The sequence below is a fragment of the Streptomyces sp. NPDC040718 genome, from assembly GCF_055593565.1.
The window spans coordinates 95,068-110,817 of the sequence record NZ_JBVIXO010000009.1; the positions used below are offsets into that span (position 1 = coordinate 95,068).

The 15,750-nt window shown below is 72.2% G+C and carries 17 protein-coding genes and 1 tRNA gene; 13 read left to right on the plus strand and 5 right to left on the minus strand.

Annotated features, from left to right (window positions below; all coding sequences use genetic code 11):
- The first annotated feature begins 184 nt into the window (after window positions 1-184).
- The 7 genes from ACZ597_RS22650 to ACZ597_RS22680 all read left to right on the plus strand — a co-directional run bounded on the left by ACZ597_RS22650 (window position 185) and on the right by ACZ597_RS22680 (window position 6,244).
- Window positions 185-469, plus strand: coding sequence for a hypothetical protein (locus ACZ597_RS22650; protein ID WP_471332949.1), 285 nt, complete (start codon window positions 185-187; stop codon window positions 467-469).
- Window positions 470-546: 77 nt separating this feature from the next.
- Complete coding sequence (locus ACZ597_RS22655; protein ID WP_471332952.1) at window positions 547-1,230, plus strand: class I SAM-dependent methyltransferase; 684 nt, start codon at window positions 547-549, stop codon at window positions 1,228-1,230.
- Window positions 1,227-1,856 (plus strand): methyltransferase domain-containing protein, encoded by a 630-nt coding sequence (locus ACZ597_RS22660; protein WP_471332954.1) that lies wholly within the window; start codon window positions 1,227-1,229, stop codon window positions 1,854-1,856. The genes ACZ597_RS22655 and ACZ597_RS22660 overlap by 4 nt, the downstream gene beginning before the upstream one ends.
- Window positions 1,853-2,701, plus strand: a complete 849-nt coding sequence (locus tag ACZ597_RS22665; RefSeq protein WP_471332957.1) for a bifunctional DNA primase/polymerase — start codon at window positions 1,853-1,855, stop codon at window positions 2,699-2,701. The genes ACZ597_RS22660 and ACZ597_RS22665 overlap by 4 nt, the downstream gene beginning before the upstream one ends.
- Window positions 2,702-4,177: an ATP-binding protein gene (locus tag ACZ597_RS22670; RefSeq protein ID WP_471332960.1), complete on the plus strand. Its 1,476-nt coding sequence runs from the start codon at window positions 2,702-2,704 to the stop codon at window positions 4,175-4,177.
- 478 nt (window positions 4,178-4,655) lie between these two features.
- Window positions 4,656-4,889, plus strand: a complete 234-nt coding sequence (locus ACZ597_RS22675) for an excisionase family DNA-binding protein (RefSeq protein WP_471332963.1) — start codon at window positions 4,656-4,658, stop codon at window positions 4,887-4,889.
- Window positions 4,890-4,969: 80 nt separating this feature from the next.
- Window positions 4,970-6,244 (plus strand): tyrosine-type recombinase/integrase, encoded by a 1,275-nt coding sequence (locus ACZ597_RS22680; RefSeq protein WP_471332966.1) that lies wholly within the window; start codon window positions 4,970-4,972, stop codon window positions 6,242-6,244.
- 83 nt (window positions 6,245-6,327) lie between these two features.
- Here ACZ597_RS22680 and ACZ597_RS22685 read toward each other — a convergent pair.
- A tRNA-Cys gene (locus ACZ597_RS22685) sits at window positions 6,328-6,399 on the minus strand.
- A 181-nt stretch (window positions 6,400-6,580) separates the two neighbouring features.
- Between ACZ597_RS22685 and ACZ597_RS22690 the strand changes: the two genes are divergently transcribed.
- The 4 genes from ACZ597_RS22690 (at window position 6,581) to ACZ597_RS22705 (ending at window position 10,700) form a co-directional block, all read left to right on the plus strand.
- The gene (locus ACZ597_RS22690; protein ID WP_471332967.1) at window positions 6,581-8,062 is read left to right on the plus strand and encodes an MFS transporter; all 1,482 of its coding nucleotides are present in this window, start codon (window positions 6,581-6,583) and stop codon (window positions 8,060-8,062) included.
- An 88-nt stretch (window positions 8,063-8,150) separates the two neighbouring features.
- Complete coding sequence (locus ACZ597_RS22695; protein ID WP_471332970.1) at window positions 8,151-8,363, plus strand: hypothetical protein; 213 nt, start codon at window positions 8,151-8,153, stop codon at window positions 8,361-8,363.
- Window positions 8,360-8,764, plus strand: a complete 405-nt coding sequence (locus ACZ597_RS22700; protein ID WP_471332973.1) for a type II toxin-antitoxin system death-on-curing family toxin — start codon at window positions 8,360-8,362, stop codon at window positions 8,762-8,764. The genes ACZ597_RS22695 and ACZ597_RS22700 overlap by 4 nt, the downstream gene beginning before the upstream one ends.
- Before the next feature lie 148 nt (window positions 8,765-8,912).
- Window positions 8,913-10,700: a DEAD/DEAH box helicase gene (locus tag ACZ597_RS22705; RefSeq protein ID WP_470976453.1), complete on the plus strand. Its 1,788-nt coding sequence runs from the start codon at window positions 8,913-8,915 to the stop codon at window positions 10,698-10,700.
- A 79-nt stretch (window positions 10,701-10,779) separates the two neighbouring features.
- On the opposite strand, the gene ACZ597_RS22710 is transcribed toward ACZ597_RS22705, so the two are convergent.
- Entirely contained in the window at window positions 10,780-11,787 is a 1,008-nt protein-coding gene (locus ACZ597_RS22710; RefSeq protein ID WP_471332976.1) for a hypothetical protein, read from the minus strand.
- Between the two features lie 369 nt (window positions 11,788-12,156).
- On the opposite strand from ACZ597_RS22710, the gene ACZ597_RS22715 reads away from it, so the two are divergent.
- Window positions 12,157-12,798, plus strand: coding sequence for an IclR family transcriptional regulator (locus ACZ597_RS22715; RefSeq protein WP_007264382.1), 642 nt, complete (start codon window positions 12,157-12,159; stop codon window positions 12,796-12,798).
- 54 nt (window positions 12,799-12,852) lie between these two features.
- Entirely contained in the window at window positions 12,853-13,650 is a 798-nt protein-coding gene (locus ACZ597_RS22720) for a S16 family serine protease (RefSeq protein ID WP_471332978.1), read from the plus strand.
- Here ACZ597_RS22720 and ACZ597_RS22725 read toward each other — a convergent pair.
- From ACZ597_RS22725 to ACZ597_RS22735, 3 genes are read right to left on the minus strand one after another with little or no spacing between them, the layout of a single operon-like run.
- Window positions 13,580-14,875 carry an MFS transporter gene (locus ACZ597_RS22725; protein WP_471332981.1) on the minus strand — a complete coding sequence of 432 codons (1,296 nt, stop codon included), beginning with the start codon at window positions 14,873-14,875 and terminating at the stop codon, window positions 13,580-13,582. The genes ACZ597_RS22720 and ACZ597_RS22725 overlap by 71 nt on opposite strands.
- A complete protein-coding gene (locus tag ACZ597_RS22730; RefSeq protein WP_471332984.1) occupies window positions 14,872-15,075 on the minus strand; it encodes a hypothetical protein in 204 nt (67 codons plus the stop codon). Before ACZ597_RS22730 ends, ACZ597_RS22725 begins: the two co-directional genes overlap by 4 nt.
- 37 nt (window positions 15,076-15,112) lie before the next feature.
- A complete protein-coding gene (locus ACZ597_RS22735) occupies window positions 15,113-15,715 on the minus strand; it encodes an ArsR/SmtB family transcription factor (protein ID WP_471332986.1) in 603 nt (200 codons plus the stop codon).
- Window positions 15,716-15,750: the final 35 nt, after the last annotated feature.

Genomic DNA, 15,750 nt, shown 5'->3' on the forward strand with positions numbered 1-15,750 from the left:
GAACTCCCTACCCGCCTCCCTGGCCCCCGTCCCTGCCCTTGATCAGCACAAACACCCGAATAGGGAGGCAGGGAGGCGGCCCCGGAACACCCCCTCGAAAGCCCCTGAGGGGCCCTCCCGGGCTGCCCCCGGCCTCCCTCCCGCACCGCCCCAGCACCCCATCCGTATGAGCGAGGAGACGCCGATGCCCCGCTACCGAATCCAGCTCCGCAACTGGTCCCACCGGGCCCTGATCCTGACCGGCACCCCGAACCCGAACTGCCCCGACTGCAGGGGCGAGGGCGGCCACAACCACGACTACGGCGACTACGAGACCGGCGAGTACGCCGGCACCGAATGGGAGTCCTGCGCCTGCTGGAGCGAGGACCGCCGCTGGGTCCTCATCCCGCTCCCGCACATGCCCCGCCGCCGGACCTCCGCGCGCCGGGACCTGTGGGCCAACGGCTACAGCGACGAACCCCCGTTCTAGCAGCACGAAGGCGGCCCGCTCTCGCCAAAGTCCGGGCCGCCTTCATCCAGAACCCACAAGAACTGGAGACACCCAGCATGACCCAACCCACCCACATCCGGCGAGAGCGCACGCTGCGGTTCCTGGACACGTACTGCTGCCAGGGCGGCGCCGGGTGGGGCTACCGCCTAGCCGGTGCCGACGTGACCGGCGTCGACAAGGACGCCCAGCCCCGCTACCCCCTCGGCTTCCACCAGGACGACGCCATCAGCTTCATCCTGAAGTTCGGCGCCGGCTTCGACTTCATCCACGCCTCCCCGCCCTGCCAGCACGACACCGACTGCCAGCGCATCCAGGGCAACACCCACCCCGACCTCATCGCCCCCACCCGCGAGGCCCTGAACGCCACCGGTCGGCCGTGGGTCATGGAGAACGTGCGCGGGGCCGCCCACAAGCTGCGCGAGCCCGTGATGCTGTGTGGGGCCATGTTCGGGCTCCAGACGTACCGGCACCGGTACTTCGAGACCGGCGGCGGCTTCACCCTGACCCCGCCCCCGCACCCCGCCCACACGGTGCCGCAGGCCAAGATGGGCCGCCCCATCCCCGAGGGCTGGTACGGGCAGTTCGTCGGGAACTTCTCCGGCGTCGGCCTGGCCCGCCAGGTCATGGGCGTGCCGTGGATGAACCGCGACGGGATCCGCGAGTGCATCCCCCCGGCCTACACCCAGCACATCGGCGCCCAGGCCCTCGCCCAGCTCGGCGCGTCGGCGGTGGCCGCGTGAACACGACGGTCTTACCGCTGCGGCGTCCGAACGGGCTGCGGGTCCTGGACCTGTGCTGCGGCGCCGGCGGCCTGTCCATGGGCTACCACCTCGCCGGGTTCGACGTCACCGGCGTCGACATCAACCCCCAGCCCAACTACCCCTTCACCTTCCACCAGGCCGACGCCCTCACCTTCCCCCTCGACGGCTACGACCTCATCCACGCCTCCTGGCCCTGCCAGCACTTCGCCCGCGTCACCGCCTGGCGCGGCGACCGCGAACAGCACCCCGACCTCCTCACCCCCGGCCGCCAACGGCTTCAGGAATCCGGCATCCCCTGGGTCATCGAGAACGTCCCCGAAGCGCCCCTGCGGCCGGACTACCTGCTGTGCGGGTCGCAGTTCGGGCTGAACGTCCGCCGGCACCGCACCTTCGAAACCTCCTGGGGCGGCGGCGGAGACCTCCTGCCCCCGTGCTGGCACCACAAGGGACTCCTCGCGTTCGCGCACAAGGGAGAGCGTGCCTACGCCGACGCCATGGGCTGCACCTGGATGAGCAAGACCGAAGCCCGCCAGGCCGTACCCCCGGCCTACAGCCACTGGATCGCCACCCAGCACCTCACCCATGAGACGAGGGAAGCCGCATGAGGACCGCGACCGGACACCTGCGTACCGCGCTCTGGCTGGCGGAGATCGGCCTCCCGGTGCTGCCGCTGCGGGAGGGCAAGCTCCCCTTCGGGAACTGCCGCTCCTGCACCCGCTCGGCGTGCGGGGACCGGCCGAACATGAAAGCCGCCGGTCCCTGCCAGTGCCCCGCCCCCTGCCACGCCTGGGCCGCCGCCACCAACGACACGGACGTCCTCGCCTCCCCGGCCTGGGCGAAGGCCTGGCGGCAGGCCGCAGCCGTCGCCTACCACCCCGGCGGCGCGGGCCTCACCGTTGTGGACCTCGACAGCCCGGACGCGGTCGCGTGGGCCCGCCAGAACCTCCCCGCGACCAAGACCGTGGCGACCACCCGGGGCGAGCACTGGATCTACCGGGGCGCCATGCAGTCCGCCAACGGCGTCCGCGAGGCGGTCGACGTGAAGTCCACGATGGTCTACGCCCGGTGGATCAGCCCCGGCACCGGCCCGATGACGGCGCTGCCGGACGCCGTGCGCGCGCTCGTCGTGAAGCACCCCGGCCCGGCCCGCACAGTGCCGGGCACCGTCACCGGGCCCTCGCCGGCCGGGGGCGGGGAGTGCCCGCACCGCTCGCCCGCCTACCTGGAACGCGGCATCGCCATGGCGGAGCAGCGCATCACCGCCGCCGACAGCATCATCCACCGCACGGTGTACCGGACGTTCCTCGCCGTGCTCTCCGCGCACGGCCGGTGCGGCTGCCTCACCGAGGGGCACATCGGCCGCCTGTTCATCGCCGCCCAGGGCAAGGGGGAGTCGCCCCGGCACTGCGAGGTGGCCTGGGACAACGCCCGTACAAAGTTGGGACTGTAGATGTCCGACGAGGAGAAGACCCCGGCCCGCGAGATCATCACCGACTACGCGCAGCAGCACTTCCGGTACTTCCGCACGACCGAGGGCACCGTGTACGCGCAGCGCAACGGCCACCCCGTGGCCCGGCCGATCCGCTCCCAGGGCACGGCCGGAAGCCACCGGCAGGAACTCATGGTCGGCCTGTTCAACGACGGGCTCGGCGTGTTCAACGGCACCGCGCTGAAGGAAGCGTTGGACTTGATCGAAGCGCTCGCGCTCAGCCAGGACGTGCAGGCGACCCACATCCGGGTGGCCCCGGGATTCGACGGTGCGACGTGGCTGGACCTGGGCCGCGACGACGGCAAGTCGGTCCGCATCCATCCCACCGGGTGGGACATCAGCATCCCTGACCCGCGAGAGGTGTGCTGGCGGCGCACCCAGCTCACCGGCGAACTCCCCCTCCCCGAGAAGGAGACCGACGGCAAGGGCATCGACCTGCTGCTGAGGCTGTGCAACTTCGCCAACGCCGAGAGCGAGTGCCTGGCCGTCGCGTGGCTGATCGGCTGCCTGGAGCCGTCCGTGCCCGTCCCCGCTCCGTTCCTCACCGGGCCCCAGGGCGCGGGCAAGTCCACCGGCGGCCGGATGCTGGTGCGGATCATCGAGGGCATGACCGGTGACCTGCGGCGGGCGCCGAAGGATGAGGAGAACCTGATCACGGCCGTCGCGGCCGGATGGGTCACCGCCCTGGACAACCTCTCCCACCTGCCCCCGGACCTGTCCGACCTGATGTGCTGCATCGTCACCGGCGCCGAGAGCATCAAGCGCGCCCTGTTCAGCGACGGCGACGTCCACCGTTCCCGCTACCGCCGCCCCCTCCTGCTGACCGGCATCGACGTGGGCGTCATCCGCCCCGACCTCGCCGAACGCCTCCTCCCGCTGCGGCTGGAGCGGCCCCGGGTGCGGAGGACGGAAGCGGAGCTGTGGGCGGAGTACGCGCAGGTCCTGCCCGTCATCCTCGGATCACTGCTGGACCTCACCGTGAAGGTGCGGGCCACCGACGCCGACATTCCCACCGACCTGCGGATGGCCGACTTCGCCCACCTCTGTGCCCAGCTCGACGCGGCCACCGGCCTCGGCTCGCTGACCGCCTACCGGGCCAGCCTCGACGACCTCAACGACGACGTCATCGAAGGCGACCTCCTCGCCCAGACCGTCCTCAAGCATGCCGCCGGCCTCGACCCGGGCGAGGAAGTGCGGATGGCCTCGACCGAGTGGCTGCACGCCCTCACCCAGCTCTACACCGGAGACGACTTCCGCACCCTGCCCAAGGGCTGGCCCACCACCGGCAAGGTCCTCTCCGACCGTCTCAAGCGGCTTCAGCCCACCTTGGCGGCGCGCGGCGTCCTCGTGGACTGGGGCCGCACCAAAACCGCGCGCTACATCGAGATGACCCGCCCGGCCGCACCTGCGCCAGCCCAGCCCGCCCCAATGTTCTGACCGGACCGGTCGGGGACCGCCAGGCACAGGCAAGAAGAGCACCCGTCCCCCGGGCAGGCGGGTGCTCTTCTTGCCCTTCCGGCGGAACGCCGGCTCAAGGGACGTGCCGCTGTGCGGCTCCTTCTTCACGCCTGAAGGCACGTACCACAACAGACACCACCCCTCTCTTTTTCCTAAGAAGAGAGATGTTGCGTCACCCACGTCACCGCAAGCCCACAAACCGTTCGTGACCTGCGCACACAGGGGTGACGCAGACGGCCAACGGCTGCGTCACCACACGTCACCCGCGTCACCAGTCCACGTCACCCGATGACGCGGGTGACACAGGCCGGTGACACACGCCATCCCGCTGTGTCACCGAAAACCGCAGGTCAGACCGGTAAGTGACACAGGCGACGCGGTGACGCAGAAATCCCAGCCTCGGACACACGCGCATCCCCGGTACAGGCCCGAAGGACTGCCCCACAGGAGTGCCTACATGAGCATCACTCACCTGGACGACGCCAGAACCGCCCGGGGCAACGACCCCGCCCCGGTTCTCCTGACCGTCGAAGAGGCCGCACGCTGCCTCCGGATCGGGCGGACCACCTGCTTCGCCCTCATCGGCAGTGGAGAGCTGGAGTCCCTGTTGGTCGGCGGGCTGAGGCGGGTTCCCGCCGATGCGCCGGCCGCATACCTCGCCCGTCGCCGCGCTGAGCGGCAGGCCGTCTGACCCATCCACCACCGGTGCGCTGCCCACTACGGGCAGCGCACCGGCCGTTTCCACCCCTCCCGAACCGAAGGAGTCCGCCTGTGGCGGAGGAGAAGAAGCGCACTCGACAGCCCAACGGCCGCAGTTCCATCTACCAGGGCAGCGACGGCAAATGGCACGGCCGGGTAACCGTCGGCATCCGTGACGACGGCACGCCGGACCGGCGCCACGTCGAGCGCAAGACCCGCGCCGAGGTGACTGCTGCTGTCCGGGAGCTGGAGAAGCAGCGCGACGCGAAGACGGTCCGCAAGCCGGGAAAGGCCTGGACGGTCAGGACGTGGCTGACGCACTGGGTGGAGAACGTGGCGCCCCTGGCGGTCAACGACAACACGATGGTCGGGTACCGCGTCGCTGTGCGAAAGCACCTGATCCCCGGCCTGGGGGCCCACCGGCTCGACCGGCTCAAGCCCGAACACATCGAGATCTTCTACGCCAAGATGCAGGCCAACGGCAGCAAGTCGGCCACCGCGCACCAGGTGCACCGGACCTTCCGCACCGCCCTCAACGAAGCCGTACGGCGCGGTCATCTCGGCCAGAACCCGGTTCAGTTGGCCAAGGCTCCGAAGACGGGGGACTACGAGGTGGAGCCCTACACCGTGCAGGAAGTGCAGCGGCTGCTGGGCGCCGCTGAGAGGCAGCGCAACTCGGCGCGGTGGGCGGTCGCACTCGCCCTCGGGCTGCGGCAGGGGGAAGTGCTGGGACTGACATGGGAGGACGTCGACCTGGAGGGCGGGTTCCTCGTCGTCCGCCGCAGCCGCCATCGGCCGCAGTACGCCCACGGGTGCGCCGAGCCGTGCGGGCGGAAGGCGGCCGGCTACTGCCCGCAGCGGCGGCGCACGAACCCGGAGCTGTCCACCACGAAGTCCCGCGCGGGCCGCCGCGCCGTTGGTCTGCCCGACCAGCTTGTCGACCTGCTCCGTGACCACCTGAAGGCGCAGGAGAAGGAGCAGGCGGCGGCCAAGCGGTGGCAGGAGAACCGGCTGGTGTTCCCCGACGAGCACGGTCGCAGTCCGTCGCACCGCCGGGACTGGGCCGAGTGGAAGGATCTGCTGGCTGAGGCGAAGGTCCGGGACGGCCGCCTGCACGACGCCCGGCACACGGCCGCCACGGTGCTGTTGATCCTCGGGGTTCCCGAGCGCGCCGTCATGGGGCTCATGGGGTGGTCGACCACCGCCATGGCCGCCCGGTACCAGCACATGGTGGACGCGGTCCGGACGGACATCGCGAGGCAGGTGGACGGTCTGATCTGGAAGGCCGAGACGGACCGGCCCGATGACGACGACGGACCGGCTGGCGCCCTCGTACGGGCCAACTGAGACGGGAACTGAGACGGGCAGCGAAAAGGGCGGCAGCCCCGGAGGGGTGCCGCCCTGTCGTTCTGCCTGGTCGGGGCAGGTAGAAGCCGTGACCGGAATCGAACCGGCGTAACCCGCTTTGCAGGCGAGTCCCTCAACCACTCGGGCACACGGCTGGGTTGTGGTGACGAGTACGAACGTACGGGGGTCCGCGGGGGTCGGGAAGGGGCGCGGCGGGGCTGCAACGCGACTGCCATGCCGCGTTCACAAGGGCCGGCGGACCTAGGTCGCGCGGCCCAGGCGGGATCGGTCGAAATGACAGGGGCGAGAGTGGGCTATGGGCCTTACTCTGGGGCGATGAGCGCCCTTGAACCCGGGATAACCGAGACCACCGCTGCCGCCCCGCCTCCGCAGGGCGGCATTCTCGGGCCGGTGTACCGGACGCTCAGCGTCGGGATCATCTCCGTGATCTTCCTGATCGCCTTCGAGGCCACCGCCGTCGGGACGGCCATGCCCGTCGCCGCGCGGGAGCTGGACGGGATCGGGCTCTACGCCTTCGGGTTCTCCGCGTACTTCACCACCAGCCTCTTCGCCATGGTGCTGTCCGGCCAGTGGGCCGACCGGCAGGGGCCGCTGAGGCCGCTGACGGTGGGGATCGGGGCCTTCGCCGCCGGGCTGGTGTGTTCCGGGACCGCGCAGCTGATGGGAGTGTTCGTCCTCGGGCGGGCGGTGCAGGGGTTCGGGGGCGGACTGGTGATCGTCGCCCTGTACGTGGTGGTCAGCCGGGCCTACGAGGAGCGGCTGAGGCCCGCGATCATGGCCGCCTTCGCCGCGAGCTGGGTGGTGCCGTCGATCGTGGGCCCGCTGGCCGCGGGAACGGTGACCGAGCACCTGGGCTGGCGGTGGGTGTTCCTCGGGATCCCCGCGCTGGTCGTCGTACCGCTCATGGTGGCGCTGCCCGCGATCCGGCGCACCGCCTCCGGGCCGGTGGACCCCGCCTCGCCCGTCGCGTTCGACCGGCGGCGGATCCGGCTGGCCCTGGGGATCTCGCTGGGCGCCGGGCTGCTCCAGTACGCCGCCCAGGACCTGCGGTGGCTGTCGCTGCTGCCCGGTGTCGCGGGCGTGGCCCTGCTGGTGCCGGCGGTGCTGGGGTTGCTGCCGCGCGGGACGTACCGGGCGCGGCGCGGGCTGCCGTCGGTGGTGCTGCTGCGCGGGGTGGCGGCGGGGGCGTTCATCGGGGCGGAGAGCTTCGTGCCGCTGATGCTGGTGACCCAGCGCGGCCTGAGCCCGACGTGGGCCGGCTTCTCGCTGGCCCTGGGCGGGGTGACGTGGGCCCTGGGGTCCTGGGTGCAGTCCCAGGGTCGGACGGCGCCCTACCGGGAGCGGCTGATGGTCGCCGGGATGGTGATGGTGGCCGTGGCCATCGCGGCGGCGCCGGCGGTGCTGGTCGAGGAGGTGCCCGTGTGGACGCTGGCGCTGGCCTGGGCGGTGGGCTCGCTCGGGATGGGGCTGGTGATCGGCTCGACCAGCGTGCTGCTGCTGAAGCTGTCCGCGCCGGAGGAGGCGGGCGCGAACTCCGCCGCGCTGCAGATCTCGGACGCCCTGGCGAACGTGGTGCTGCTCGCGGCCGGGGGCGCGGCGTTCGCCGCGCTGGGCGGGGGCGCGGTGGGCGCGGGGCACGCGGCCGCCTCGGCGGACGGGGCCGCCTCGCACCCGGCGGCGTTCCTGGTGGTGTTCCTGCCGATGGCCTGCGTGGCCCTCGTGGGGGCGTGGGTGGCGACCCGGCTGGACCCGGTGCCGGACCCGGTGCCGGAGCAGGCCGAGCCCGCCGGGGCCTGAGGCCGCACCGGGGGCCGGGAGGGCCCGGGGACCCGGAGGGGCCGGAAAAGGGTGTGGGCGGACCGCCCCCGCTGGCTACGCTCCGCTCGTGAACGCGACCACGAACGAGCTGACCCTGCGGATCCCCGACGCCGAGCGCGCCGAGCTGGCCGACCTCGCCGACGCCACCGGCTCCACCCCCGAGGCCCACGCGCTGGAAGCCGTACGGGCGCACCTGCGCCGGGAGCGCGAGCGCGTCGGGGCGGAGGCCGCACGGCTGGCGGAGCGGCACGCCGGACTGCTGAAGCGGCTCGGGCAGTGAGCGCCGGAGCCCGGGTCCGGCACCTGACCCTCGCCGAGGTCCTCGACCTCGCCCGGCACGCCTGCCTGGCCCAGGACCAGCCCGTGGAGCTGCGCGCCCCCGGGCTGCTGGAGTCGGCGGTGCACAGGCCGAGGGCCCGCATGTTCGGGACGCCGGCCTACGAGGACCCGTACGAGCAGGCCGCGGCGCTGCTGCACGGCATCGCGACGAACCATCCCCTCGTCGACGGGAACAAGCGCACGGCCTGGCTCGCCGCGGCGACCTTCCTCGCCGTGAACGGGATCGATCCCGCGGCCGTGGACCAGGACGCCGCGTACGACCTGGTCGTCGCCGTGGCCTCCGGGGCCGAGACCGAGGTCCCGGTGATCGCCGACGGGCTGCGGGAGTTGCTCGCGGTGTGACGCTCGCCGCACCCGCCGAGGTCACGGGCCTGTCCCTCCGCGAGGGGCGGGCCCGCGCCGGTAAGGTGGCCCGGTTGTCCTACCTACGACCACGTCGGCGAGGACGGCCACGACTGCCACGACCGCCGAGAGCAACGAACCGGAGACCGTGACTACTACCGCCTCCCACCACCTCTCACCCGCCTTCCCCGGCCGTGCCCCCTGGGGTACCGCCAGCAAGCTGCGAGCCTGGCAGCAGGGGGCGCTCGACAAGTACGTCCAGACCCAGCCGCGGGACTTCCTCGCGGTCGCCACCCCCGGCGCCGGCAAGACCACCTTCGCGCTCACCCTCGCCTCCTGGCTGCTGCACCACCACGTGGTCCAGCAGGTGACCGTGGTCGCGCCGACCGAGCACCTGAAGAAGCAGTGGGCCGAAGCGGCCGCCCGGATAGGCATCCGGCTCGACCCGGAGTATTCGGCCGGACCGCTGAGCAAGGACTACCACGGGGTCGCCGTCACCTACGCGGGCGTCGGCGTACGCCCGATGCTGCACCGCAACCGCTGCGAGCAGCGCAAGACCCTGGTGATCCTCGACGAGATCCACCACGCCGGCGACTCGAAGTCCTGGGGCGAGGCCTGCCTGGAGGCCTTCGACCCGGCGACCCGCCGGCTGGCCCTGACCGGTACGCCCTTCCGGTCCGACACCAACCCGATCCCCTTCGTCACGTACGAGGAGGGGAACGACGGGATCCGGCGGTCCTCCGCCGACTACACCTACGGCTACGGCAACGCCCTCGGCGACGGCGTCGTCCGGCCCGTGATCTTCCTGTCCTACAGCGGCAACATGCGCTGGCGCACCAAGGCCGGCGACGAGATCGAGGCCCGCCTCGGCGAGCCGATGACCAAGGACGCCATCTCGCAGGCCTGGCGCACGGCCCTGGACCCGCGCGGCGACTGGATGCCGAACGTGCTGCGCGCGGCCGACCAGCGCCTCACGGAGGTCCGGAAGGGCATCCCGGACGCCGGCGGGCTCGTCATCGCCGCCGATCAGGACGCGGCGCGCGCGTACGCGAAGCTGATCCGGGAGATCACCGGGACCAAGCCGACGGTCGTGCTGTCCGACGACACCGGCGCCTCGAAGAACATCGACACGTTCAGCGCGAACGACGACCGCTGGATGGTCGCGGTCCGCATGGTGTCCGAGGGCGTCGACGTACCGCGCCTCGCGGTGGGCGTGTACGCGACGACGATCTCGACCCCGCTGTTCTTCGCGCAGGCCGTCGGCCGCTTCGTGCGATCGCGCAGGCGCGGCGAGACGGCGTCCGTGTTCCTTCCGACGATCCCCTACCTCCTCGGCTTCGCGAACGAGATGGAGGTCGAGCGCGACCACGTCCTCGACCGGCCGAAGAAGGCGGGCGAGGACGACGACCCGTACGCCGAGTCCGAGAAGGAGATGGAGGAGGCGAACCGGCAGGAGGACGAGGACACCGGCGAGGACGAGCAGATGTCCTTCGAGGCCCTCGAATCCGACGCCGTCTTCGACCGGGTGCTGTACGACGGCGCCGAGTTCGGCATGCAGGCGCACCCGGGCAGCGAGGAGGAACAGGACTACCTCGGCATCCCGGGGCTGCTGGAGCCGGACCAGGTGCAGCTGCTGCTGCAGAAGCGGCAGTCGCGGCAGATCGCGCACAGCCGCCGCAAGCCCGACTCCGAGGCGGACCTGCTGGAGCTGCCGGCCGACCGGCGGCCGGTGGTCTCGCACAAGGAGCTGCTGGAGCTGCGGAAGTCGCTGAACACGATGGTGGGCGCGTACGTCCACCAGAGCGGGAAGCCGCACGGGGTGATCCACACGGAGCTGCGCCGGGTGTGCGGCGGGCCGCCGAGCGCGGAGGCGACGGCGGGGCAGCTGAAGGAGCGGATCAAGAAGGTGCAGGAGTGGGCCACCCGGATGCGGTGAGCCGCCGCTGCCGAGCGTGGAAGCGGAACGGGGTCCGTGCGCGGTGCGCACGGACCCCGTTCTCGTGGTGCCTTACCGCTCAGACGGTCTGGCGGCGACGCTTGCCGGTGCCGGCGACCAGGGCCGCACCCATGGCGAGCGCCACACCGCCGGCGCCGAGCGCCCAGCTGGTGGCGGCGTCGGTACCGGTCTCGGCGAGCTCGCCGCCGGTGTTGGTGCCGCCGCCGGTGTTGCCGGAGCCGGTGTTGGTGTCGACGATCGGCGTGGTGGTGCCGCCGCCGTTCGGCTTGGTGTTGTTGTTGCCGCCGGTGTTGCCACCGTTGTTGTGGCCGCTGTTCCCGCCGGTGTTGCCACCGTTGGAGGAACCCTTGACGATCTTCGACTCGACGAAGGCCGTGTCGGAGAAGACGTCCTCGTCCACGTTGCTGCCGCCCGCGGCGATGACGACGATCTCGCCGGCCGGGGCACCCGCGGTGAACTTGACGCGGACCTGGAGGCTCGTCTTCTTGGCCGAGAGCGCGATGTCGTCGGTCAGCAGCGCGACGGCGGCGCCGTCCTCGCCGATGACGTCCACGTCGTGCCAGGCGCCCTGGAAGAAGACCTGGACCTTGACGTTGGAGGCGTCCAGCGCGCCGGCCTGGTCGGCGACGGCCAGGACGAGCACGTAGCTCTCCTGCGCCTTGCCCTTCGAGTTGTCGACGGTGTAGGTCAGGTTGGTCCAGTCACCGCCCGCCTTGAAGGCGCTCGGGACACCGTTGACGCCGAGGACCGGACCGGTGGCGACCAGGTCCTCGTCCTCGTCCTCGACCTGCGGCGCGGGGGCCGGGGCCGGCTTGGCCGCGGTCTCGGCGGCGGGCTTGGCCGGGGCCGGAGCCGGGGCCGGAGCCACCTTCGCCGGGGTCTCGGCGGCCGGCTGCGCGTCCTTCGCCGGGGTCTCGGCGGCGGGCGCGGCGTCGTCCTTCGGAGCCGCGTCCGGCGTCGTGACGGCCGGGGTCTGGGCCTCGTCCGCCATGGCGGGCGTGGCCATGAGGACCGTCGGACCGACGACAGCGGCGGCGGCCACGACGGCCATGCGCTTCAGCTTCACTGTTGCTTCTCTCCCCTTGGTATGCGTCCGGGGCACGTTGCGCCCCGCCCCCCCAACATCTTTTTGAACACGATCAGAGTAATGGCCGTGTAAACCGATTTTCGGCCACGGAACATTACGAATCGATACAGTCCCGTTCAGAAAAGGGCTTAAACCGGCAGTAGGCGCCCGGATTCTGGACGAGGCCTTTCGCTCAGCGGACTCGCTCGCTACTGTCCCCGCATCGAACGCCCCGTGGCAGCGCCGCCGCGGGAGCGCAGCCGGTGCCTTGGCCGCTACCGGCGGCCTCTCCGTGCGTCGCCGAGGGACCGGCAGCGCTGCACCGCGTGGGAGTCACCGCCGCCCACCTAATACAGAGGGAGAGGCGTCGTGACCGCGGAAACCTCCCAGACACTCGACCGAGGACTCAGAGTCCTCAAGCTGCTCGCCGACACCGACCACGGTCTGACCGTCACCGAGCTCTCCAACCGCCTCGGTGTCAACCGCACCGTGGTCTACCGCCTGCTCGCCACGCTGGAGCAGCACGCCCTGGTCCGCCGCGACCTCGGCGGCCGGGCCCGCGTCGGGCTCGGCGTGCTGCGCCTGGGCCGGCAGGTCCACCCGCTCGTGCGCGAGGCGGCCCTGCCCGCGCTGCGCTCCCTCGCCGAGGACATAGGGGCCACCGCGCACCTGACCCTCGTCGACGGCACCGAGGCCCTTGCCGTGGCCGTCGTGGAGCCCACCTGGACCGACTACCACGTCGCCTACCGGGCCGGTTTCCGCCACCCGCTGGACCGCGGCGCGGCCGGCCGGGCCATCCTGGCCGCCCGTCAGGGCTCGCTCATCGAGCCCGGCTACACCCTGACCCACGGCGAGCTGGAGGCGGGCGCCAGCGGCGCCGCCGCACCGCTCGTCGGCATCACCGGACTGGAGGGCAGCGTCGGCGTCGTGATGCTGGCCGACGCCGTGCCGGAGCGGGTCGGGCCCCGCGTGGTCGACGCCGCCCGCGAGGTCGCCGACGCCCTGCGCTGAGCGGCGCGGACACGGACGGCGCGGGCCGGGCGGCCCGGTCGGTAGATTGGCCGGGTGCTCTCTCGCCTCACACGTCTGCCGCGTCCCGCCGCCCTGGCCGTCTGCGCCGCGCCCGTCCTCGGGCTGTTCGCCGTCGCGGCCCTCGCACCGCTGCCCTTCGTGGTGGCCGTGCCGGGTCCCACGGCCGACGTACTGGGCTCCGACCAGGGCAAGCCGGTGATCACCGTCACCGGCGCCCCGGTGCGGGACACCAAGGGCCAGCTCCGCATGACCACCATCCGGGCGACCGGGCCCTCCTCGACGATGAAGCTGTCCGAGCTGATCGGCCACTGGTTCAAGACCGACCAGGCGGTCATGCCCCGGGAGTCGGTGTATCCCTCGGGCGGGAGCGACAAGCAGATCGAGGAGCACAACCTGGAGGAAATGGCCCAGTCGCAGTCGGCCGCCGCGGCCGCCGCCCTCGGCTACCTCAAGAAGGACCCGAAGGACATCAAGGTCCGGCTCAACCTCGCCGACGTCGGCGGCCCGAGCGCCGGACTCCTCTTCACCCTCGGCATCGTCGACAAGATCGACGGCGACGGCAGCGGCGGCGAACTCACCGGCGGCCGCAGCATCGCCGGCACCGGAACCATCAGCGCCGACGGAGCGGTCGGCGCGGTCGGCGGAGTGGGCCTGAAGACGCAGGCCGCGCGCCGCGACGGGGCGACCGTGTTCCTCGTGCCGAAGGCGGAGTGCTCGGACGCGAAGTCCGACCTCCCCGAGGGACTCCGGCTGGTCCCCGTCACTTCGCTGACGGACGCGGTGAACTCCCTGCGGGCGCTGAACCGGAACGAGGACGTTCCGTCCTGCTGAGGGAGGGCTTCCCGTCCAGGCCGCGCCAGGACGGGAAGACCAGCGGGATCAGCGTCGCCAGGAGGTAGACGGCGGCGAAGGCGAGGAGGGCCCGGGTCACGCCGAAGCCGTCGACCAGCAGGCCCGCCGCGAGGCCGCCCATCGGCATGGCCAGCTCGCTGCCCGCCATGCTCACGCTGGAGACCCGGCTGCGCAGGTCCTCCGGTACGAGCTCGGAGATGACGGTGGTCAGGATCGGGTTGAGGACGCCCGCGCCCAGGCCGGCCAGGGCCATGGTCACCGCGAGGGGCAGCGGGGTGTCGGTGACGGCGGCGACCACGTAGCGGGTGGCCCCCGAGGCGAGGAAGGCGCCCGCGAAGACCGCCCGGCGGGGGAAGCGCTCGCCCCAGGCCCCGTAGAGCAGCGCCCCGAGGAGGGCGAAGCCGCCGAAGAGGGAGATCATCAGGCCGAGGGTGGTGGCGCCGCCGAGGTCCTCGCGGCCGTGGACCGGGAGGAGCACGGAGGACCAGCCCTGGTCCAGGCCGTTGGTCACCATCACCATGAGGGTGATGCCCAGCAGGAGCCGGGACCGGGTCAGGAACCGCCAGCCTTCGCCCAGTTGGGTGCGGTACGCGGCCAACGACGGCTTCTCCGCGGTGCGTTGGGGTTCCGCGGCGGGGACCCCGCGCAGGAAGGCGGAGACCAGGAGGGCGGACGCGGCGAAGGTGGCCGCGTCCAGGAGGAGGACGGTCTCGGCGCCGAAGAGCGTGACCAGTACGCCCGCCACCGCGGCCCCGACCATCCGGGCCCCGCGCGAGACGGCGTCGTACAGGCTCGCCGCCCGGGCGACGGTGGTGCCGGCGTGCTCGGCGAGGCTGGGCAGCAGGACGTAGCGGGCGGTGAGGCCCGGGGTGTGCACGAGACCGCCGACGGCCATCAGGGCGCACAGCATCCAGAAGTCGAGGAGCCCCGCGTGGTGGAGGAGGGGGATCGCGCCGACCGCCAGGCCGCAGATCACGTCGGAGGCGGCGGAGACCCGGCGGCGGCCGATCCGGTCGATGACCGGGCCGCCGACCAGGGCCGCGACGACGACCGGGAGCGTGGCGCAGAAGGCGACGACCCCCGCCCGGCCGGCGCTCCCCGTGGTATGGAGCACGAACCACGGGACGCCGATGAGGGTGAGCGAACTCCCCGCTATGGAAATGGTGTTGGCCGCGAGGACCGCGGTGAAGGGGCGCCGGCTCATGCGGCGTGGTGCCGGACGCGGGCATGGGCGGGGGCGGGCTGGAGCAGTCGGGTGCCGGCGGCGACCAGGGTCTCGCCGAGCCGGTTGCGCAGGGTGGGGGTGGTGCCGGCCGCCTCCTGGGCGAGTTGCCGGGCGGCGGCCTCGGCGGCGAGTTCGGCGGTGCGGGCGGCGTGGATCCGGGCGTGGGTGAAGGCGTGCATGGCAGGACTCCTTCTGGGTGAACGCGAGGGGTGGGGGTCAGGCGTTGCCGCGGCGCGGGAAGGCGTGCGTGTGGAAGCGGACCGTCTGGGCGTCCTCGGCCCGCGGCAGGTCGCGGTAGCTGTTGACCAGCTCGTGCACCTTGTGGATCAGCTCGTGGCTCTGGGTGGGCGTCAGGCGCAGCGTGAAGTCGCTGAGGTCCGACGAACCCCGCCACTCCTTGGGCCAGTTGTGGGCGTCACCCAGCCAGGTGTTGATCTCCTGGGTGTGGATCGTCGCGATCTCGTGGAGGAACGCGTCGGCGGCGCCGCGGGTCTCCGGGTCGCTCTCGTCGAACATCAGCGACTCGTCGAAGGCCGTACCGTCATGGGCGGCCTTCCACCAGCGCTCGCGGCCCTTGCCGTGCCCGGGCGCGTCCTCGACGAAGCCGTGCGCGGCGAGCTGGCGCAGGTGGTAACTGGTCGAGCCGCTGGACTCGCCGAGCCGCTCCGCCAGCTGGGAGGCGGTGGCGGGACCGTCGTGGCGCAGGGCGGCGAGCATGCGCATGCGCAGGGGGTGGGCGAGGCCGCGCAGGGAGCGGGCGTCGAGCGTCCGGACCGTGGGCTGCGGCGACCCCGAAGGGGTTTCGGCGTTGTCGGGCATGGCTCAACCGTAAGCTTGCAAAGAGTTCTATGCAA